At 46.9% G+C, this 20,105-nt stretch carries 22 protein-coding genes; 13 read left to right on the top strand and 9 right to left on the bottom strand.

Annotated elements, in window-relative coordinates:
* The first annotated feature begins 19 nt into the window (after window positions 1-19).
* The 10 genes from pheS to R3187_RS13185 all read left to right on the top strand — a co-directional run bounded on the left by pheS (window position 20) and on the right by R3187_RS13185 (window position 10,508).
* Entirely contained in the window at window positions 20-1,000 is a 981-nt protein-coding gene (gene pheS / locus R3187_RS13230) for a phenylalanine--tRNA ligase subunit alpha (RefSeq protein ID WP_318967533.1), read from the top strand.
* Window positions 1,001-1,016: 16 nt separating this feature from the next.
* A complete protein-coding gene (gene pheT, locus R3187_RS13225) occupies window positions 1,017-3,404 on the top strand; it encodes a phenylalanine--tRNA ligase subunit beta (RefSeq protein WP_318967532.1) in 2,388 nt (795 codons plus the stop codon).
* 2 nt (window positions 3,405-3,406) lie between these two features.
* Window positions 3,407-3,703: an integration host factor subunit alpha gene (gene ihfA, locus R3187_RS13220; RefSeq protein ID WP_213997103.1), complete on the top strand. Its 297-nt coding sequence runs from the start codon at window positions 3,407-3,409 to the stop codon at window positions 3,701-3,703.
* 291 nt (window positions 3,704-3,994) lie between these two features.
* Window positions 3,995-4,936, top strand: a complete 942-nt coding sequence (locus R3187_RS13215) for a DUF523 and DUF1722 domain-containing protein (protein ID WP_318967531.1) — start codon at window positions 3,995-3,997, stop codon at window positions 4,934-4,936.
* 1 nt (window position 4,937) lies between these two features.
* On the top strand, window positions 4,938-6,386 hold the full coding sequence (gene phrB / locus R3187_RS13210; protein ID WP_318967530.1) for a deoxyribodipyrimidine photo-lyase: 1,449 nt from the start codon (window positions 4,938-4,940) through the stop codon (window positions 6,384-6,386).
* A complete protein-coding gene (locus tag R3187_RS13205; RefSeq protein WP_318967529.1) occupies window positions 6,379-6,819 on the top strand; it encodes a nuclear transport factor 2 family protein in 441 nt (146 codons plus the stop codon). The genes phrB and R3187_RS13205 overlap by 8 nt, the downstream gene beginning before the upstream one ends.
* A 14-nt stretch (window positions 6,820-6,833) precedes the next feature.
* Window positions 6,834-8,090: an NAD(P)/FAD-dependent oxidoreductase gene (locus R3187_RS13200; protein ID WP_318967528.1), complete on the top strand. Its 1,257-nt coding sequence runs from the start codon at window positions 6,834-6,836 to the stop codon at window positions 8,088-8,090.
* Window positions 8,090-8,842 carry a DUF1365 domain-containing protein gene (locus R3187_RS13195; RefSeq protein ID WP_318967527.1) on the top strand — a complete coding sequence of 251 codons (753 nt, stop codon included), beginning with the start codon at window positions 8,090-8,092 and terminating at the stop codon, window positions 8,840-8,842. The genes R3187_RS13200 and R3187_RS13195 overlap by 1 nt, the downstream gene beginning before the upstream one ends.
* 2 nt (window positions 8,843-8,844) lie before the next feature.
* Entirely contained in the window at window positions 8,845-10,089 is a 1,245-nt protein-coding gene (locus R3187_RS13190; RefSeq protein WP_318967526.1) for a cyclopropane-fatty-acyl-phospholipid synthase family protein, read from the top strand.
* A 227-nt stretch (window positions 10,090-10,316) separates the two neighbouring features.
* Window positions 10,317-10,508: a CsbD family protein gene (locus R3187_RS13185; protein ID WP_318967525.1), complete on the top strand. Its 192-nt coding sequence runs from the start codon at window positions 10,317-10,319 to the stop codon at window positions 10,506-10,508.
* A gap of 131 nt (window positions 10,509-10,639) precedes the next feature.
* Here R3187_RS13185 and R3187_RS13180 read toward each other — a convergent pair whose 3' ends face one another.
* Both R3187_RS13180 and R3187_RS13175 read right to left on the bottom strand, forming a co-directional pair.
* Window positions 10,640-11,692: a DUF5924 family protein gene (locus R3187_RS13180; RefSeq protein WP_318967524.1), complete on the bottom strand. Its 1,053-nt coding sequence runs from the start codon at window positions 11,690-11,692 to the stop codon at window positions 10,640-10,642.
* A complete protein-coding gene (locus R3187_RS13175; protein WP_318967523.1) occupies window positions 11,682-12,515 on the bottom strand; it encodes a S1 RNA-binding domain-containing protein in 834 nt (277 codons plus the stop codon). Before R3187_RS13175 ends, R3187_RS13180 begins: the two co-directional genes overlap by 11 nt.
* A 175-nt stretch (window positions 12,516-12,690) precedes the next feature.
* Between R3187_RS13175 and R3187_RS13170 the strand changes: the two genes are divergently transcribed.
* Complete coding sequence (locus R3187_RS13170) at window positions 12,691-12,981, top strand: hypothetical protein (protein WP_318967522.1); 291 nt, start codon at window positions 12,691-12,693, stop codon at window positions 12,979-12,981.
* On the opposite strand, the gene R3187_RS13165 is transcribed toward R3187_RS13170, so the two are convergent.
* Together R3187_RS13165 and R3187_RS13160 are read right to left on the bottom strand one after the other, a co-directional pair.
* Window positions 12,982-14,511 (bottom strand): DUF3413 domain-containing protein, encoded by a 1,530-nt coding sequence (locus tag R3187_RS13165; RefSeq protein WP_318967521.1) that lies wholly within the window; start codon window positions 14,509-14,511, stop codon window positions 12,982-12,984.
* A gap of 5 nt (window positions 14,512-14,516) precedes the next feature.
* Complete coding sequence (locus R3187_RS13160) at window positions 14,517-14,741, bottom strand: DUF1414 domain-containing protein (protein ID WP_318967520.1); 225 nt, start codon at window positions 14,739-14,741, stop codon at window positions 14,517-14,519.
* 70 nt (window positions 14,742-14,811) lie between these two features.
* Between R3187_RS13160 and yejK the strand changes: the two genes are divergently transcribed.
* Window positions 14,812-15,855, top strand: coding sequence for a nucleoid-associated protein YejK (gene yejK, locus R3187_RS13155; RefSeq protein ID WP_318967519.1), 1,044 nt, complete (start codon window positions 14,812-14,814; stop codon window positions 15,853-15,855).
* Here yejK and R3187_RS13150 read toward each other — a convergent pair.
* Genes R3187_RS13150 through R3187_RS13135 form a run of 4 tightly spaced genes read right to left on the bottom strand, consistent with a single transcriptional unit; the run spans window position 15,809 to window position 18,201 of the window.
* Entirely contained in the window at window positions 15,809-16,006 is a 198-nt protein-coding gene (locus tag R3187_RS13150) for a DUF2897 family protein (protein WP_318967518.1), read from the bottom strand. The two genes, yejK and R3187_RS13150, sit on opposite strands and share 47 nt — an antisense overlap.
* Entirely contained in the window at window positions 16,006-16,695 is a 690-nt protein-coding gene (locus R3187_RS13145) for a M15 family metallopeptidase (protein ID WP_318967517.1), read from the bottom strand. Before R3187_RS13145 ends, R3187_RS13150 begins: the two co-directional genes overlap by 1 nt.
* Window positions 16,692-17,852, bottom strand: coding sequence for a succinyl-diaminopimelate desuccinylase (gene dapE / locus R3187_RS13140; RefSeq protein ID WP_318967516.1), 1,161 nt, complete (start codon window positions 17,850-17,852; stop codon window positions 16,692-16,694). The genes R3187_RS13145 and dapE overlap by 4 nt, the downstream gene beginning before the upstream one ends.
* A gap of 1 nt (window position 17,853) precedes the next feature.
* Window positions 17,854-18,201: an ArsC family reductase gene (locus R3187_RS13135; protein WP_318967515.1), complete on the bottom strand. Its 348-nt coding sequence runs from the start codon at window positions 18,199-18,201 to the stop codon at window positions 17,854-17,856.
* 537 nt (window positions 18,202-18,738) lie between these two features.
* Between R3187_RS13135 and yfbV the strand changes: the two genes are divergently transcribed.
* Window positions 18,739-19,179 carry a terminus macrodomain insulation protein YfbV gene (gene yfbV / locus R3187_RS13130; RefSeq protein WP_318967514.1) on the top strand — a complete coding sequence of 147 codons (441 nt, stop codon included), beginning with the start codon at window positions 18,739-18,741 and terminating at the stop codon, window positions 19,177-19,179.
* A 30-nt stretch (window positions 19,180-19,209) separates the two neighbouring features.
* Here the strand turns inward: yfbV and xthA are convergent, their stop codons facing one another.
* Entirely contained in the window at window positions 19,210-20,025 is an 816-nt protein-coding gene (gene xthA, locus R3187_RS13125; protein WP_318967513.1) for an exodeoxyribonuclease III, read from the bottom strand.
* Between the last annotated feature and the right edge of the window lie 80 nt (window positions 20,026-20,105).

Genomic DNA, 20,105 nt, shown 5'->3' with positions numbered 1-20,105 from the left:
GGCTGCTTTGAGGACAAAGATGAATCTGACTGCGATATTAGACAATGCACTGCAAGCTGTTGCTGCTGCACCAGACATAGCGGCACTGGACGAGGTTCGGGTAACCTTTATGGGGAAAAAAGGCAGTATTACTGAGCTGCTGAAATCGTTGGGCGCAATGGATCCTGAACAGCGCAAAGTGGCCGGCCAGCAAATCAATGAACTTAAGCAGCAGGTGCAGGACGCGTTAAACCAGAAGCGTGATCAACTGCAACAGGCGCAGTTAACCGCAAAACTGGCGCAGGAACAGATTGACGTTACCCTGCCTGGTCGCAAACTGGATGATGGTGGTCTGCATCCGGTTACCCGCACCATCGCCAGAATTGAAAGCTTTTTTACCGAATTAGGTTTTGCTGTTAAACATGGCCCGGAAATCGAAGATGACTTTCACAATTTTGATGCGTTAAATATTCCTGAGCACCATCCGGCGCGGGCTGATCACGATACGTTTTATTTTAATCCTAAACTGATGCTGCGAACCCAGACCTCTGGCGTTCAGATCCGGACCATGGAGCAACAACAGCCGCCGCTGCGGATTATTTCGCCGGGCCGGGTATATCGTAATGATTATGATCAGACTCATACCCCGATGTTTCATCAGGTCGAAGGCTTAATGGTTGATAAAAATGTCAGCTTTACTGAGCTCAAAGGCATATTGCATGACTTTTTACAGAATTTCTTTGAGCAGGATCTACAGGTACGGTTCAGGCCCTCTTTCTTTCCGTTTACCGAGCCATCAGCTGAAGTCGATGTGATGGGCAAGAATGGCAAATGGCTTGAGGTATTAGGTTGTGGCATGGTCCATCCTAATGTGTTGCGCTCAGTGGGCATTGATCCTGAAATCTACAGTGGCTTTGCCTTTGGTATGGGGGTAGAGCGGCTGACGATGCTGCGTTATGGCGTTACTGATCTCAGATCCTTTTTCGAAAACGATTTACGCTTTTTAAAGCAGTTCAGATAAGCGGAGTATTCCAAGTATGAAATTTAGTGAAACATGGTTACGGCAGTGGGTTAACCCGGCGATTGATACTGCCACCTTATCTGAACAATTGTCGATGGCCGGCCTGGAAGTGGATGGTATTGAGCCGGTTGCCGGTGTATTCAGCGGTGTGGTCGTCGGTGAAGTCGTGGCCTGTGGTCCGCATCCTGATGCTGATAAATTGCAAGTTACTCAGGTAAATATAGGCCAGCCAGAATTGCTGGATATCGTTTGTGGTGCTAAAAACTGCCGCAAAGGTTTAAAAGTTGCCGTGGCAACGGTTGGTGCGGTATTGCCCGGCGATTTCGTCATTAAAAAGGCCAAGCTGCGCGGTCAGCCTTCAAATGGCATGTTGTGCTCGTTTTCAGAACTGGGTATGGCAGATGACTCTGACGGTATTATGGAGTTGCCGGCTGATGCGCCGGTAGGTATCAATATCCGGCAATATCTGGAACTGGATGACCATACAATAGAAGTGGATTTAACACCAAACCGGGCTGACTGCCTCGGTATTAAAGGGCTGGCCCGTGAAGTTGGAGTGTTAAATAAGCTGTCTGTTTGTCAGCCAGAGATGGCAGCGGTGGAGCCAACGATTAGCGCGCAAAAAGCTATTAAACTGTCGGCGCCGGACGCTTGTCCGCGTTATCTGGGCCGGGTTATCAAAAATGTTGACCTGAGCCGGAGCAGTCCGTTGTGGTTAACTGAAAAATTACGCCGTTGTGGTGTGCGCAGTATCGATCCGGTAGTCGATGTGACTAACTATGTACTACTTGAGTTAGGCCATCCGATGCATGCCTTCGATTTAGATGAGCTGGCGGGTGATATTGATGTCCGTTTTGCCCAAGACGGCGAAAAGCTGGTATTGCTTGATGAAACTGAAATTGAGCTAAAAGCCAATACGCTACTGATTGCAGACGGTGAGAAAGCCCTGGCCATGGCGGGTATCTTCGGCGGTCTGCAAAGCGGCGTTACCACTAAAACCAGCCATATTTTTCTGGAAAGTGCCTTTTTCTCACCGCTGGCGATTGCCGGCAAGGCCCGCCAGTATGGACTGCATACTGACGCGTCGCACCGCTATGAACGCGGTGTCGATCCACAGTTACAACGCACCGCTATCGAGCGCGCCACGGCGCTGTTGTTACAAATAGTAGGGGGGGAAGCAGGTCCGGTTGTTGAAGCCGTTGCTGCAGAGCACTTACCAAAGACAGCCAACATCAGTCTGACAGAAGCAAAACTGCTCCGTCTGTTGGGCCATCCAATAGCCAAAACGGAAGTAAGCGATATTCTGACCCGTCTGGGCTTAACTGTCAGTGAAACGGCCAATGGCTGGGATGTTCAGGTACCCGGATACCGGTTCGACATTCAGATCAGTGAAGATTTGATTGAAGAGATTGCCCGGGTATACGGCTACAACAATATCCCCAATGTTGCGCCGCAGGCCGCACTTAGTATGCGAAAATTCAGCGAGGCAGAATTAAGTGTGCAGCGGATGCGCGAGCTGTTGGTCGACCGTGGCTATCAGGAAGCGATAACTTACAGCTTCGTTGATCCTAAAGTGCAGCAGGTTTTGTTTCCGGGCCAGCAGGCACTGATTTTACCAAATCCGATTTCAGCAGATATGTCGGCGATGCGGCTGAATTTATGGCCAGGTTTAGTTCAGGCGGCGCAGCATAACCAAAACAGGCAACAATCACGGTTACGGTTATTCGAATATGGCCTTAAATTTATTCCGGATACGTCAGCAGAAGGCGGAGTGCGCCAGGTTGAGGTGATAGGTGGTTTGGTTGTCGGTTCGTTAAGTAATGAACACTGGGCCATGGCCGAGCGTGCTGCTGATTTTTATGATGTAAAAGGTGATGTTGAAGCATTAGTCGGTGTGACCTCAGCCACAAAAGACATTAGCTTTTGTCCGGCAGAGCACAGTGCGCTGCACCCAGGGCAGACAGCACAGATTATTCGCGATGATAAAGTAGTCGGTTACCTGGGGGCACTTCATCCGGAAGCCGAACGTAAACTGGGAATTAAAGGTAAAGCGTATTTATTTGAACTGGAACTGGCAGCGCTTGGACAGCGTGCTATTGTTGAAGCTGAAGAACTCTCTAAGTATCCTGCCAACCGTCGGGATCTGGCCGTGGTAGTGAAAACGGATGTGCGTTTTGCTGATATTACTGCTAGTATAAAAAAAGTTGGCGTAAATCAATTGGTTGACCTAAAATTGTTTGACGTATATACCGGACAGGGTGTGGCAGACGGTTACAAGTCACTTGCTATTGCTCTGACCTTGCAGGATAAAACACGTACGCTTGAGGATAAAGATATCCAGCTTGTTGTAAATCAAGTAGTTAACGTGCTTAAAGACGAATTCGACGCAACGTTGAGGGATTAAGAATGGCGCTTACCAAAGCTGATTTAGCAGAACGTTTGTTTACCAAGTTTGGCGTTAGCAAACGTGATGCTAAATTGATAGTAGAAGCTTTTTTTGAAGAAATTCGTACCGCGCTGGAAGCGGGGGAACAAGTAAAGTTATCTGGCTTTGGTAACTTTGACTTGCGGGTAAAAAATGAACGACCTGGGCGTAACCCGAAAACGGGCGAGGATATTCCGATCTCGGCTCGTTGTGTGGTCACCTTCCGGCCAGGTCAGAAGTTAAAGTCCCGGGTCGAAACGGGCACCAGCAAAGCCTGAGCTCCGGTAACAAAAAGGCTGCGACGTTAGCTAACTGGATGTTTAGGTCAATGCCAGTGCTATTGTCTTGGTGATATCTAAGCTGGCTGAGAAAAGCTATCAGATACACGGTAATTATCTTGCAGGTAATTGCCGTTTTTTTTTGCAAAAATTTATCCGGTAAATTTTTGCTGTAAACTGATCTGCCTCCTGACTTTTGCTGTAAAGAAAAGAGTTCACTACTGTTTTAAATCAGCGGTGATGTATTAACGATAATCAGGGTAAGGCTCTAAATGTTCAGGCTTTTTAAATATGACAATTAAAATTGGGATCAGTGCCTGTGTACTGGGTGAACCGGTACGCTTTGATGGCGGCCATAAAGCCTCGACTTTCTGTCTGCAGCAACTCAAGCCACTGGTGCAATATGTTGCAGTATGTCCGGAGCAGGCGATTGGCCTGGGTGTGCCAAGACCAGCAATCCGGTTACAACGTGATGCAGAGCATAAGATTAAACTGGTTCAAAGCCGCGACCCTGCCATTGACCATACCTCCGCTATGTTGGCCTACACTGAGCACTTATTGCCCCAACTTGCCACGCTTAGTGGTTATGTAGTGTGCGCCAAATCACCCAGTTGCGGCATGGAGCGGGTACGAATGTATGATGACGCCGGTCAGCAATTAGGCAAAATAGGCGTCGGTATCTATACCCGTCAGTTAATGCAGCGATACCCGTGGTTACCAGTTGAAGAAGATGGACGCTTGCTTGATCCGGCACTTCGCGAGAATTTTATCACCAGGATATACGCTTGTTACGATTATCAACAGCAAATGAAAGAGGGATTCAGCGTTGCCAGACTGGTTGCTTTTCATAGCAGATACAAATTTCTGGTGATGGCGCACAGTCCGGTTGCTTACCGTGAGCTCGGCCGACTGGTCGCCGGTGCCAAACTGTTTGATGCTGCTGAGTTATCGCTAAGGTATCTGACTGATTTAATGCAGGCGCTTAAAAACATTGCCAGTCGCAAGCAGCATGCTAACGTGCTGCAACACTTGCAGGGCTTTTTGAAGAAATCATTAAATCAGCCTGAAAAACAGGAACTCGCTGATGTTATTCATCGCTACCGTCAGGGCTTTTTACCTTTAATGTCGCCATTAACCCTGCTGACCCATCATTTACGCCAGTATCCTAACCAGTATCTGGCCGCGCAGCGTTATCTGGAACCCTATCCGGAGCAATTAGGATTACGGGCCTGATATGACAAAAATAACTTCATATCACGTTGTCTGGTTGCGCAATGACCTGCGATCATATGACAACGCAGCACTTTATCATGCTGCAGCAGCGGCCAATGACGATCAGAATAGCGCGGTGTTAGCGTTGTTTATCGCCACGCCCCAGACCTGGCAGCAACATCATATGGCGGAGCAAAAGCAAGATTTATTACGCCGGCGCGTGTTACAGATGCAAGCTGAACTTGCAAAGCAAAATATCGCGCTGCTGGCAGCAGAAGCTGATAGCTATGATGACTGCGCAGCAATACTCGCTAAGTTAACTGATGTGGGTATGGTGGCGTTATATGGCCAGACTGAATATGAGCTGCGCGAGCAGCAACGCGACCAGACAATCAGTAAGCAGCTGCAGCAGAATGGCGTAGAAGTAAACTGGTATGACCGATTGTGCATTATGCCACCTGGCAGTGTTGTTACCCAAAGCGGGGATACCTATAAAGTATTTACGCCTTTTAAGCGTAACTGGATAGCCCAACTGCATGAGCAGGAAATTCATTGCTTTCCTAAGCCGAAAGGTACTGAGTTAATTAATGTTGAAAAACTGGCGCAGCAACTTGAGTTACGGGAGATGGCTCACGGTGACGGCAGTTCAGCCGACTGGCCGGTGGCCGAGAAACAGGTATTAGACAAGCTGCGCAGCTTTTGCCAGCAGCAGGTGGCTGACTATAACGATCATCGGGATTTCCCGGCGATAGATGGCACATCTGGTTTATCCGCTTATCTGGCTTGTGGTGTGTTATCTGCACAGCAGTGTGTTAACCGGCTGCAAATGGAAGCCGGGCCGGCGCTGGAGCAGGAAAAAAGCGGTGCCAGTGTCTGGTTATCTGAGCTGATATGGCGTGAGTTCTACAAACACATTTTGCTAGCTTATCCAAGGCTTATCAAGCATCAGCCCTTTCAGGAAGACACTGCTGCCATTCAATGGCGTCAGGACAAATCACTGTTTAAAGCCTGGTGTGACGGCAAGACCGGCTATCCGATTGTTGACGCGGCAATGCGGCAACTGAATCAGACAGGCTGGATGCATAACCGGCTTCGGATGATAACTGCCAGTTTCTTAGTGAAAGATTTACAGATCGATTGGCGCTGGGGTGAACAGTATTTTATGTCAAAGTTAATCGACGGCGAGTTTGCAGCAAATAATGGTGGCTGGCAGTGGGCAGCCTCTACCGGCACAGATGCAGCGCCTTATTTCCGGATTTTTAATCCGGTAACCCAAAGTGAGCGTTTTGACCCTGACGGTAAGTTTATCCGGCGTTTTTTGCCGGAGCTGGATCTTCTGGAGGGCAAGGACATTCACTGGCCGCACAAGAAATCAACTCCGGCCGGTTACTGGCCTGCGATTGTTGATCACAAAGAAGCCCGCAAACTTACTTTGGAGATGTTTACTGAGGTTAAAAAATCTGATGAATAAACATACTGAAACAAAGTTAGCCGGCTTTCTGCAGTTTTATAATTCGCTGTCACATGATGGTTTGAACCGGCTTGCCGATATTTACACCGATGACGTTAACTTTATTGATCCGGTGCATCAGATACACGGCCGGCAGAATTTGACAGCCTATTTTTCTCATGCATATCAGCGATTAACCTATTGTAACTTCGAGCCGGTTAGCCAGACTGACGGGGATAACCTCAGTTTTATCAGCTGGATTATGACCTTGTCTCATCCGGCAATTGGCAAAGGTAAAGCCATTGAGGTACATGGTTGTACTGAATTGCGTTGGCGGGAGCAGCATATTTATTATCATCGTGATTATTATGATTTGACTGAATTAGTTTACCGGCATTTACCGGTGCTGGGCTGGGCAACGAAACAAGTAAAACAAAGAATGGCAAAGGCCTGATTAAGGAAGCGTGAATGCGTATAGCAGTAATTGGCGGGGGGATTTCCGGGATGCTCAGCTGGTATTTATTACAGCAAGAACATCAGGTAACCCTGTTTGAAGCAAATGACTACCTGGGAGGGCATACTGCAACTGTTGAAGTTGAAGTCGCTGGTCAGTCGTATGCGATCGATACCGGTTTTATCGTTTTCAACGACTGGACTTACCCTGTTTTTAATAAATTCATTGGCGAGTTAGGGGTTGAAAAGCTTGATACAGAAATGAGTTTTTCGGTTAAAAATTTAAAGCAGAACCTTGAATATAATGGTAATACCTTTGCCAGTTTATTTGCACAGAAACGTAATATCTTGCGGCCGTCATTCTGGCGAATGTTAGCTGATATTGTCAGGTTCAATAAGCTTGGTAAACAACTGGTCGCAGCTGATCATCCGGATCTGGATTTAAAGCTGGGTGAATTTCTGCAAAAATATAAATTTGGTAAAGGTATGCGCGACAATTACCTGTTACCCATGGGCGCTGCCATCTGGTCGGCTGGTTTAACCGAAATGCCATCATTTCCGGTACGTTTTTTCCTGCGGTTTTTTAATAATCATGGCTTGCTTAATCTGGCAGACCGGCCACAGTGGGCAGTAATCAAAGGTGGCTCGAAGCGCTATGTCGACGCACTGCTAAATAAGGTTGGTACGCATAATCTCAGATTGTCTCAGCAGATCTCGTCTGTGGTTCGCAATGAGCAGGGCGTTATCATTCATTTTGCTAATGGTACGACTGAGCAGTTTGATAAAGTAGTATTTGCCTGTCACAGCGATCAGGCGCTGGCATTGCTTGGTAATAATGCTACCACAGATGAACAGACCATTTTAGGCGCGATTGCTTATCAGCAAAATGAAGTGGTGCTGCATACCGATACCCGGCTATTGCCGCAGCGCCGCGCAGCCTGGGCTTCATGGAATTACAATTTAGATGCGACAGAGCGAAGTCGGGCTACCTTAACCTACAATATGAATATTTTGCAGCGACTGCAGGCCCCCGTCACTTTTTGTGTTACGTTGAATAACAGCACCGCTATCGCCACTGATAAGATCCTCGGCAGCTATCGCTATGCACATCCGGTGTACAATATGATGACAATGGCCGCTCAATTAAAGCGAAACCTCATTAATGGTCAAAATCACAGTTATTTCTGCGGCGCATACTGGTATAACGGTTTTCATGAAGACGGTGCCAGAAGTGCAGTGGATGTAGCGGCGATGTTTGGGATCCAGTATTAATGCAGTCAGGACATGCGGTATATTGCGGTGAAGTGGGACATAAACGTTTTGTACCCAAGGTGCATGGGTTCAGCTACTCACTCAATGCGTACTGGCTTGATTGTCAGCAATTAACCGCAGCAGGCTTATCCGCTAAGGGTATCGCCTGTGAACGGTTTGCTGCTATCAGCTACCGGCGGCGTGACTACCTTGCCGGTGATCCAGACATATCGCGGGCAGTGCAGGATAAGGTGCGTCAGTTAGGGGGCGATAAACCGCTGGCGAGGGTCTACTTGTTAACGCCGCTGGCGAACTGGGGGTATTACTTCAGTCCACTGACCCTTTACTATTGTTATGATAATAATGACGCATTTTGCTATCTGCTGGCTGAGGTCAGCAATACACCTTGGAATGAACGGCATTATTATTTGCAGACCATCAGTACTGATAGCAGTCAGTCAGGCTTTTACCAGCATGACAAAGCGTTTCATGTCTCGCCTTTCAATCCGATTGAGATGCAGTATCGCTGGCAAATTCCGCCACCTGCTGCAGAGCTTTACTGCAGTATTACCAATCTTAAAGCCCAACAGGCGGTATTCAGTGCCTGGATCAATCTTAAACGCTTTGAATTGACCAGGGCAAACCGGCGGCGGATCCTGATCCGCCATCCATGGCAAAACGTACAGGTAGTGTGGCGCATATACTGGCAGGCATTAAAACTTTATTTCAAGGGTGTGCCGCTGCATCAACATCCAAAATCCAGGGAAAAGTAGTTATGAGTTTATCGCTTACCGATCAGGCGGTGTTTGCAAATTTGGGTTGGTTTGACCGGCTTTGCCGCAAATTTACCCTGTCGTTTCTGGGACAACTAAAGCAGGGTGATATCACCCTGATTGAAGGGGAGCAACGTTTTCAGCTGGGTGAAGCGGGCAGTAATTTGAAAGTAACGTTGACAGTACTGGACCCGGCTTTTTATCAGAAATTGGTATTAGCAGGCTCGGTCGGCGGAGGGGAAGCTTATATAGAAGGATATTGGCGTTGTGACAACCTGACTGCTCTGGTACGTATTTTTGGTCGCAACTTACCTTTGCTGGATAAGATGGATTCTACCTGGTCGCGATTAAGCAGACCATTTTTAAAAGCCTTAAACTGGCGAAACAGTAACAGCAAGGCGCAGGCTAAAAAGAATATATCGGCCCATTACGATCTTGGCAATGCCATGTATCAGTTGTTTCTGGATGACAGTATGATGTATTCCAGCGCAGTGTTTCCATCTGAAGCAGCTGACTTGGCAATGGCTCAGCAGCATAAGTTACAGCAAATATGTGACAAGCTGCAGTTAAAACCCACTGACCACCTGATTGAAATTGGCACCGGTTGGGGAGGCATGGCAATTTATGCAGCCCAGCACTATGGTTGTAAAGTCACTACCACTACTATTTCAGAAGAACAATTTGCTTATGCGAAAGCCAAAGTCCACGCTCTGGGTTTACAGGAGCAGATAACCTTGCTGTTTGACGATTATCGGGATTTAACCGGCCAGTTCGATAAACTGGTGTCTATCGAGATGATTGAAGCAGTTGGTGATAATTATCTGGATGAGTATTTTCAAAAATGTGCCGATTTGTTGAAACCCGATGGCTTAATGGTATTGCAGGCCATCACTATTGTTGATCAACGTTATCAACAATATGTGCGGGAAGTCGATTTTATCAAGCGATATGTCTTTCCCGGCGGTTGTCTGCCTTCAATTAGCCGGATGGCAACGGCAGTTAGCCGCAAAACTGATCTGGTGATCCGTCAGGTGCAAGATATTGGTTTTGACTATGCTAAAACTCTGAAGTTATGGTGTGATAATTTTATGCATCAGCGGGATGCGGTACATCAGTTAGGCTATGACGACAACTTTATCCGATTGTGGCATTTTTATTTGTGCTATTGCGAAGGCGGGTTTATGGAGCGCGCAACCAGTGCAGTACACATGGTATTGTCCAAACCTGACAATCGCAGTGTCTGCTAAGCAGTTGGCCTGCATTTTTTTCAGACTGGTCGGTAAATTGTGCTTTATTTTTTAAAATTGAGTTAATAATAAAGTGCCTAATTTTTTAAGTGTCTGTATTTTAAGGCGTATAAAATCTTTTCTTTGTTGGTATGAGCATTGCAGCATTATTAATGTGGTTGCCGTATTCAAGCGTATAACTTGAGATCCGGCAAAGCTTTTGTTCTGTAATCTAATGGAGAATGATGATGAATAGCGATATCGCAGAAGGCAAATGGCGTCAGATGAAAGGCTCAGTAAAGGAAAAATGGGGCAAACTTACTGACGACGATATACAACAGGTTGATGGCAACTTTGAAAAATTCTGTGGCAAAATGCAGGAGCGCTACGGCATGAGTCGAGATCAGGCAGAGCAGGAATTTAACCGCCTGAAAGACTGATCATTCAGTTTGAAAAGGGCCCTAGGGCCCTTTTTTTATTAGCTGTTACACAGCGATTAGCAGCACAGCGAAAAAACCTTGGTAAGATAAACTCAGTCACGAAGTTAGTCAGTCATGCTGCAGGCTGCAATTTATAGTCCCGGATCTTTGAGTACCTGAAAACGGGTTAATCCAATTAAACGACCTGACTCTGTTACTACCTGAACCTGCCAGTTACCTGCGGGGTAGGGAGGAAATATCAGCTTATGACTCCACGCCCGATAGCCTGCTTCGCGCCCACCTCGAATATCCAGCACAATCCGGTCAACTTCCCGGCCATTAAGGATCCAGACATGATGAACTTGTTCTCTTAATCCTCTTGGCGCCCGAACGGCAGTCCAGGCATATAAACCTTGTTGTAAATCCCCGACCGTAAGCTGGTCGATGTTCGCACCAGCCAGGCGTTGTTCAGTATCAACCTGATGAGAGATAGTAATATCAGTCAGCCGGATGCCGGCAGGTGGGATCCAGCTTCGCACTTGCCATAACGTAAATGCCATCAGACAGAGCATGCTGAACAATAGCGGCAGCCGCCACCAGCGGCCAGGCGGTAACACCCTGTCCAGGCTGGGTAAGCTGAACAGCAACGCTGCAATTATTGCGGCAATAAGGCTTTGTTGAGTTGTCAGCTGTAATAGCAATGGCAGTATTACCAGCAAAACTATAAATAATGCAAAAGTGTGAAACGCCACAAACAGCGCATAGCGGGTCGCCAGAACCTTGTAATAGAGCGGGTCAATTATGGAAACTAAGGCACAGAGCAGTAACAAGCCGGTAAATACCGCCTGGCCATGATCCCAGCTGGTTACTGCCAGAAAAAAAGGCAAAGCAAAAAATAAACTCTCCTGATGCACCAGCTGGGTCAGAAATCGAATAACAATAGGTGATAAATTCCAGCCGAATCGCTGCGCTAAACTGGCTCTTAGCCAGCTGTCGGCCACCAGCAATACCCAGCTGGCCAACATAAAAACAGCAATAAACTGGGCAATTGACTCTTTGCGGTCAATAAGCACATAACTGGCGATGCCACTGACAAAGGCTAATATCGCCATCAGTCCGGAATGGCGTTGAAAAACAGCCAGCAGCCAGTCAATCACTGGCTGTAGTCTGGCCATTTTGGTTGTATCGGGGGTTTTAGTTGCCAACTAACATGATGCCTGCATCTAAAATGACGATTTTTTTATCTTTATAGAGCGTACCTATTGCTTGCTTATAGGCTTTTTTGCTTACTCCGAATGTCTCGTAAATAAGCTCTGGTGAACTTTTGTCCGTTAGCGTTAGCTTGCCGCCATTTTGCTTTAATTTGCTCAGGATCTGCTCAGTCAGCTCGAGTGCCTGTTTATAGGTGGTAGCCGTTAATCGCAGATCTATTTTACTGTCTTCCCGGACCTTTACAATGTAGGCGGTGAGTTTGTCACCCCGACGCAGCGGCTTAAATACTTCATTTTTGTACAGTACGCCCCAGTGCTGCTGATTTACTACCGCTTTATAACCAATATCGGTTTGCTCACTGATAATAATATCTACCTTATCACCGGGATTATAATGAGGTGTGGTTTTATGCAGATGGCGGTCTAATTTAGTTGAAGCAACAATCCGGTTGCTGACATCGACATAACAGTAAACCAGATATTTCTGACCTTCTTTCAATGGAATTTGTTGTTCGCTGAAAGGCACCAGTAAGTCTTTTTTCAGGCCCCAGTTTAAAAAAGCGCCAACTTTAGTTACTGCCACTACCGGTAACATGGCAACCTGACCTACCATGATTGCCGGTTTTTCTGTCGTGGCGATTAGCTGATCTTCTGAGTCAAGATAGAGAAAAACCTGCAACTGCTGGCCGATTTCCAGTCCCTTAGGAGCAACATTATTTGGCAATAAAATTTCTCCCCAACTTAAGCCGTCAAGATAAAAGCCAAATTTAACCTGCTTTTTAACGGTTAAGGTATTCAGGGTGCCCAGTGCAATCATCAGTTATCCAAAATTAGTTTTAATGGCCATATTGTAACGCCTTTTATCTGCTGCTGCAGAGCTTATTTAACGTCGACGGCATACGCTATACTGGTAGCCAGAACCAGATCACTGCTTATTACGTAAGTGATAGTAAATTTAACAGTAAACCCTAGTCCGGTATGGTGGTGAAGAAATGGATTGTCGGCAATGGCTGGATATCAAACAGTACGAATTTTTACTCAATTGGTTTATGCGCAAACAACAGGAAGTTGGTCTGGCTGATTTGCATGAACCGTACTCTTACGATGGTTATAGTCAGTACGACCAGCTTTATCAGCAGTTAGTCAAAGATGCCAGGATTGCCTATCTGGAACGCTTCAGTGAACAGGCACCACCCATTGTTTATACTAATTTATTTCATCTTGCCGAATTAGAACTGGCAGGCAAACGGCCTAAGTTAAAAGCACCGAAAGCGTTGCAATAGTCAACGTTGCTGCTCTGCCGGTTCCAGTCTTTTTAAGGCGTCAGTCAGCATTGGCGTATCAAGTTTTTCATTTAACGGCAGTAAGGTGCCGGCTGACCAGACGCCATAACTGCCATCCTGACGTAAAACCACCATTTTATCTTTACGAATACTGACAATATCCTGCTTGCTAATACTCAGTTTAGGCCGTGCCGGTTTGTGCAGCAAATTATCACCCAGCCAGCTGTTTGTGGTATTGCAGCCCGCTGAACTTAGCAAGGTTGGCAATAAATCCAGATGTTGCGAGCTGTGCTGCTTTAATTGCTCATGCAGTTCAGGCCAGCGGATCAAGGTGTCGACCGGCGCTAATACAAAAGTCGGCTGCTTACTGATAAGCGGTAACACCATTATCCGCTTAAATTGCTGATATTCAGCCCAGTTGGCTACCGGCGAGTTATCAAAAATAATATTCGCTACTGCTTTGTCAGTTTGCTCAGTAGCAGGCAGCCAGGGTAACTGCGTAGTAACTGCAGACCACTTACTGTCAATGGCCAGGGTATTGGCCGGCAACTGCTCAATGAATGCCGGTGCCTGATTTAACTGACGCTGGCTATCTTCGGTAAGTAAAAACTGGCCGTAGAGTAAATGCAATAAGGCTTCGGTGCTGTTGTTCGGCGCAAAGTGCTGCTCGTGCCAGCGTAAGCCCTGTCGTCGGATAAAGTCAGACGTGTCGCTGGATATTTCATCTGTGATCAATACCAGTATCGGCTCTGCTTGTGTTACTGAGCATTGTAACTGACGCAAATTAAGTTCCGGGTTGGAAATGCTCAGTCTGTCTGCCTGACGTTGAGCCCGCTTGGCCAAATCGACTAATTGATATTTGGCAAGAAAGCTTTTTGCTGTAGCCGGGTAGGAAAAGGGTAATACGTTATCCAGCTTAGTGACATCCCATTTTAAACGGGCGTCAGCATAAATATGAATCAGATGGCTTAACATAAAACTGCCGATAAAGACCACCAGCAATGGCCGGCTGATGTTGCTTTGTTTAAGCCTTGCAATTTTTTTCCAGCAATAGTTACTTATCACCAGCTCAACGGCGATAAGAATTGCCGTAACACAGCCGACGATAATTATAAAATTACGCAGATTTGTCACAACCTGCTGCTGCAACAGCTCCAGGGTTTGATGGTATGACGCACTGCCAATATGATAACCGAGGTTAGCGTAGACATAGGCATCAAAAATTAATACCACCATCCCGATTGTCGCCAAAAGTGCAGCCAAACCCCGTACATGTTTCTGATAAGGAAAGACTAATGACAGTGGGAAGACGGTAACGATAAAGAACATAAAACACAAAAAAGCGGTATGGCCCAGCCAGTAACAAAACAGGTATATCCAGCCGAGCAGTGTTTCCGGTGATGGCTCAGATAGCCAGTAAACACTGGTCACCGCCAGCGCCAGTAATGTATTAAAAAAACTGAACCAATGGCCCCAACTTAGCAGCCGATTGACTTTTTTAACCAGCGATAAGTTTTGCTCAATGACCATTCGGCTTAATTGCTTTTAGAGTTAATGGTGTCGGCTAATGCCTGACTGAAGTGGCTGGCCACAGCGCTGCGTTGCGCTGGGGGCACGCTGCTGTTAATCACGTGACTGACCGCATTACCTAAGCACATCAGGGTAAGTTCTGTCGTTGCATTATTAGTGTGAAAGGTTTCCAGAAGCTGATTTACCAGATTTTCAATTTGTGTAGTGGAATACTTTGATACAATGGGCATGCGTCACTCAGATTAAGATGATATTCAGACTAAAGAATAGTATCAGATTTAAGTTAAAACAGGAAAAATTATGTCCGTCGATGTTTTGCATTTAGCTATTAACTATATTGACTTGTCAGCCAGCGGTGAGCACAGCGCCCATTACCGGGAGCAACTTATTGGTGCTGACGGGTCGGTTTCGACGCTGCTGGAACAATTGCACCTGGCATACAATGGCAAACCGGCAAAAGGCTACGCCAGTTTCACCGATGATAAAGATCCGGTAGTGCCGCAGGCTCTCGCCAGCTGGCAGGCAGGTGATACTGATTATCTGGGGTTTGCTAAAGCCCTGACCGATTGCTTAATTACTCAGCTAAGCACTCATCAGCTACCGGAAACCGGCTATTTGGTGCTGGGCCACTACCGTTATCTGGCCAGTGAGTTTCTGTTAGTATGCCTGCTTGGTAGCAAAGATCACTTTGCATTAACAGATCAGCTTGATTTGTCGACCTCCCGTCATCTTGATATTGCCCGAATGCAGCTGGCAGCGCGAATAGATCTCACTGAGTACAACGTGAATGCAGCTGCGGGTAATTACATTAGTTTTATCCGCGGCCGGGCAGGGCGCAAAGTCGCAGACTTTTTCCTTGATTTCCTCGGTTGTGCTGAAGGTACGGATGCCCGGCAGAACAGTCAGAAAGTGTTATCTTCTGTCGAGGAGTACTTTGCTGCCGCTGAATTTGAACACGGCGAAAAAACCTCTGCCAGGCGTCAGGTCTTTGATTACTGTGAGGAGCGGGCTAAGGCAGGTCAGGATGTGGTATTAGCGGAGCTTTCTGCTGTGGTTGACCCGGAACAGGAGAACGGTTTTCTGCACTATTGTGCCGAACAGCAACTTGAGGTGGCAGAACAGTTTCCGGTAGAAGTGAAAGAACTGAAAAAGATGGTGAAGTTTAACGGCGCCGGCGCTGGTTTGTCGCTGAGTTTCGACGAGAAATTACTCGGAGAACGGGTGCAATATGATGCCGCGACGGATACGTTAATTATCAAAGGTACGCCACCTAATCTACGGGATCAGTTGCAACGTTTTACTCAGGGCTATTCGGCTTTTCAGCGTCAGCGTGACGATGAATAATATCGTCTTTGTTGCCGGCTGGTCTGGGGTGCGTTTCCTTCGCATCTTTAAGGCTGGGCATTTTCATTTTGGCAGAGTGTTTCACCAGCATAATATTGCCGATGATCATGCCAAAGCCAAATAGTAATGCCCAGAATAACGGCCAGTTCATCAGCTGTCCTCGCAAATATTGATGACGTAAGTCTGATACAGTTGCGCTAAATTAGCCAGCACAGATTGTTGCTCAGCCACAGGATGTTGCGCCAGGCATTGGTGCAGAGTAGGCAGTGTTAACGCCTGCATATAGGGTTTGGCAACTGGGGCATAACTCAGATGCCAGGGTTCTGCGGCAACGCCCCCACGATAGTGTTTGTAGGGGCGGAAAAACCCAAATCTTGCTGCCTCAGTTTCAAGCCACTGGTTTAATTTGTAAAAAGGCCCGGTTTGCTGATATTCACTTTGCAACAATTGCGGTCGGTAGTCTGATGTTACCGCGGCGGCATCATAAACATCCAGTTCAGTGCCCCAATGGTGCCGGCTGGCACCAGGTAAGGCAGAGTACAGTAAAATGGCTTCCAGTTTAGCCATACCGTTCAGTGAGGCAACAGCTACCTGTTGTTGCTGCAGATTATAAACCGGCCGTAAGCCATTGCATTTTGCCTGCCAGATCGCTGCCTGGCGCTGAAAGCTTCTGAATGCTGAAACAATGGTTATGACGATGCCATCGGCTGCAGCGGCCTGCTGCAGTTGCTGCCAGGCCGATTGCATCTGATGATGAATAAGCTGACCGTCTGCCAGTGTGCTCAGGTGGGAGTCGCTACATCCGGTCAGGATATCAGTAGAGGGAGACTGAATTTTCATCCGGTCAGTTTTTGCTGTAATTGTTGCAACAGCGCCTGATAGATATCAGCAAGTACTGTCAGATCATGAATAGACACACATTCATTAACTTTATGGATGGTGGCATTGCAGGGGCCCAGTTCCACGACCTGAGCGCCTGTTGGCGCAATAAAACGACCGTCAGAGGTGCCACCGGTTGTTTCCAGTCGAGGGGTAAAGCCTTGCACCTGCTCAACCGCAGCTACCACTGATTCAACCAAGCTGCCACTGTCTGTCAGGAAAGGCAGACCGTTTAAAACCCAATCTAACTGATAATTCAGGCCATACTTATCCAGCATCGCATAAACACGTTGCTGTAATTGCTCTGCCGTGACTTCTGTGCTGTAGCGAAAATTAAACATCACTTTCAACTCACCCGGCACGACATTGGATGCACCGGTGCCAGCATTAATATTAGCAATCTGAAAGCTGGTAGCAGGGAAGAACGCGTTGCCCTGGTCCCATTGCTCACTGGCTAATTCGGCCAGTGCCGGGGCGGCCTTATGCACCGGGTTATCGGCTAAGTGAGGGTAGGCCACATGCCCCTGAATACCTTTCACGGTAAGGTGGCCGGTTAAGGAGCCACGCCGGCCATTTTTAATCACATCAGCCAGTTTCTGGCCGCTGGAAGGCTCACCGACTAAGCACCAGTTTATTTTTTCATTTCGCTGCTCCAGCGTTTCAACAACCCGCATGGTACCATTAATAAAGGGGCCTTCTTCATCGCTGGTTAATAAGTACGCTATATTGAACGCAGGTTCAGGGCAAGCCGCCAGAAAGCGCTCCGTAGCCACCAGCATTGCCGCCAGACTGCCTTTCATATCGGCCGCACCCCGTCCAAACAAATTGTCACCAATGATTGTCGGTGTAAAAGGAGATGTATGCCATTGGCTAAGCGGACCGGTTGGTACGACATCCGTATGACCAGCAAAGCAAAATAACGGCTTGCCTGAACCATGTCTGGCCCACATATTGAGCGTGTCTTCAAATTCCAGCACTTCAATATTAAAGCCAATAGCGGCCAAACGGTCTGCCATTAAGGGCTGACAGCCGGCATCGTTTGGTGTAACAGACTCTCGTGCCATCAAGTCCATTGCCAGAGACAATACCGGGTTTTGCAGCGGATCCAGCCAATTCATCTTATTCTTCCAGAAGTTTTTGATAGTGTTCAGCATTAAAGCCAAGAATATAAGTATCCTTTACCTGCAACAGCGGTCTTTTAATCATAGCGGGCTGTTGCAACATTAGCGCTAACGCGGTTTGCTCAGTCAGATTTGCTTTGCTTTCGGCTGGTAGTGCACGGTAAGTTGTGCCGCGGGTATTTAACAGGTTTTGCCAGCCTAGTTGCTGACTGAACGTTGCCAGCAGTTCACTGCTAAGACCGTCCTTGCGATAATCAATAAACTGATAGTCTATCTGGTGTTGATCCAGCCATGCTCTGGCTTTTTTAATGGTGTCACAGTTTGTAATACCGTACATATTAATCATAGTAAAGCGTCCACAATCTTTTGCCGACTATCGTATTTGCCAGCCGTCTGCTTAAATCTGCGAACAATACTACTGTAATCTGAATTTTTTTTCTGCTGTTAGTTAAAGCAAATTACCGAAACACAAGTTTGTCAGGTCGGGCAGAAATGCTAAACATGACAGAATGATGACCTTATGATGAATTTTTATCGAAACAGTTATTTTTGTTGAAAAAAATACTGACAGCTGCTGTTATTGCCGCTGTTTATTACAAAAACTTGTCCACAGCTTCTGTGGGTAAGATTGTTGGTAACAACGGCCTAGTGATTCAAGTTTATGATATAAAGCAATAATTTAATTGGCCCGGAAATTGTATAAACCTTATCTGTGCAAAATGAGTGGTATTTATAGCAAAATTTACAATTGGCTGTGCTATGAGCAGAGTTTTGTTATCGATGCCAGCGACGGGCAGGCTGACTGATACAACTTAGCCTGCGCAACGTACAATAATTATGCTAAAGTTAAATTGGGCCGTTGTAACGATTAGAGGCTATTACCATGAAGTTGTTTGCGTTGTTGCAAGAGGGGCGCCAGTACAGTCTGGTGTGGCCGGTAAAGCCAGAGCTGAACCCGGTATTTCTGGAAAACAAAATTATTCAGTTAACCAGCCTTGGCTTTCGCTATTTGCCTGCTCTGGCCGTATTAACGGCGTTTTTCCAGTTAACGTTGCTCGGAAGTGGCTTTACCGGCCAAATTCTGGCGATGATGTTATTTATTTTGTCGTTGCCATTTCAGGGGTGGTATTGGCTGGGGGTAAGATCATCGAGCCGTTTGCCGCCTGCTTTGGCTAATTGGTGCCGGCAACTTCGCCAGCAAATGCACGAGCAGGGTGTCGAAACATCAATGGTTAATGAGCCAAAAAACTATTCAGATTTAGCTCATACTCTTGCCGTCGCGTATAAACAGTTAGACAAAACCTTTATGCGGCCCTGGTTATAAGCCGCATTGGTTTTTTCCTTCCGGTGACAGTCAGTTTTCCAGATTGAATACCGACCATACCGGTGCATGATCTGAAGGACGTTCTATGCCACGCAGTTCGTAGTCGATACCAGCCTCAGTGCAAAGCTCCGCCAGAGGTTGGGTGGCCATTACCACATCAATTCGCAGCCCCCTGTTATCGTCAAAACCTTTTGAGCGATAATCAAACCAGCTGAAACGGCTGATATCGTCGGGGTAAAGCTGGCGATAAGTATCAATCAAGCCCCAGTCTTTCAGGCGCTGAAGCCAGGCACGTTCTTCCGGCAAAAAAGAGGTTTTTCCTTCTCGCAACCAACGTTTGGCATTGGCTTCGCCGATGCCGATATCAAAATCGACGGGTGAAATGTTTATATCCCCGATGACTGTCAGATAGTCATCGGCACTATGGTGTTGCTCAATGTAGCGTTGCAAATCGGCATAAAACTGTTCTTTGGCGGGGAATTTTGTCGGATGGTTCCGATTCTCTCCCTGCGGGAAATAGCCATTCATAACCGTCAGGGTTTTACCATTTTCTAAGCTGTACTGGCCAATCAGCATTCGACGCTGGGCATCGTCAGCATCGCCCGGAAAACCATACTGTATATGGTTGGCGGCTTGTTTACTTAATATAGCTACGCCATAATGGCCTTTCTGGCCAAAATGGTATACGTGGTATCCCATAGCCCTTACCTGGGTCATGGGGAACTCATCATCGTGTACCTTGATTTCCTGCAAGCCAATGATATCGGGTTGATGTTTGTCAATCAGGGCTTGCAGCTGGTGAAGTCGTGCGCGAATACCATTAATATTAAAAGAGATTATTTTCATGTTGTGTTTTATGCCTCAACCTGGAACAGATTGGCATCATAACATGCTCATCCTTCACAAGGTAAGTCTGCTAGGAGTTG

The sequence above is a fragment of the Arsukibacterium sp. genome, assembly GCF_033721375.1.
Classification (GTDB): domain Bacteria; phylum Pseudomonadota; class Gammaproteobacteria; order Enterobacterales; family Alteromonadaceae; genus Alishewanella.
This window is presented reverse-complemented; position numbering and strand designations above follow the sequence as displayed.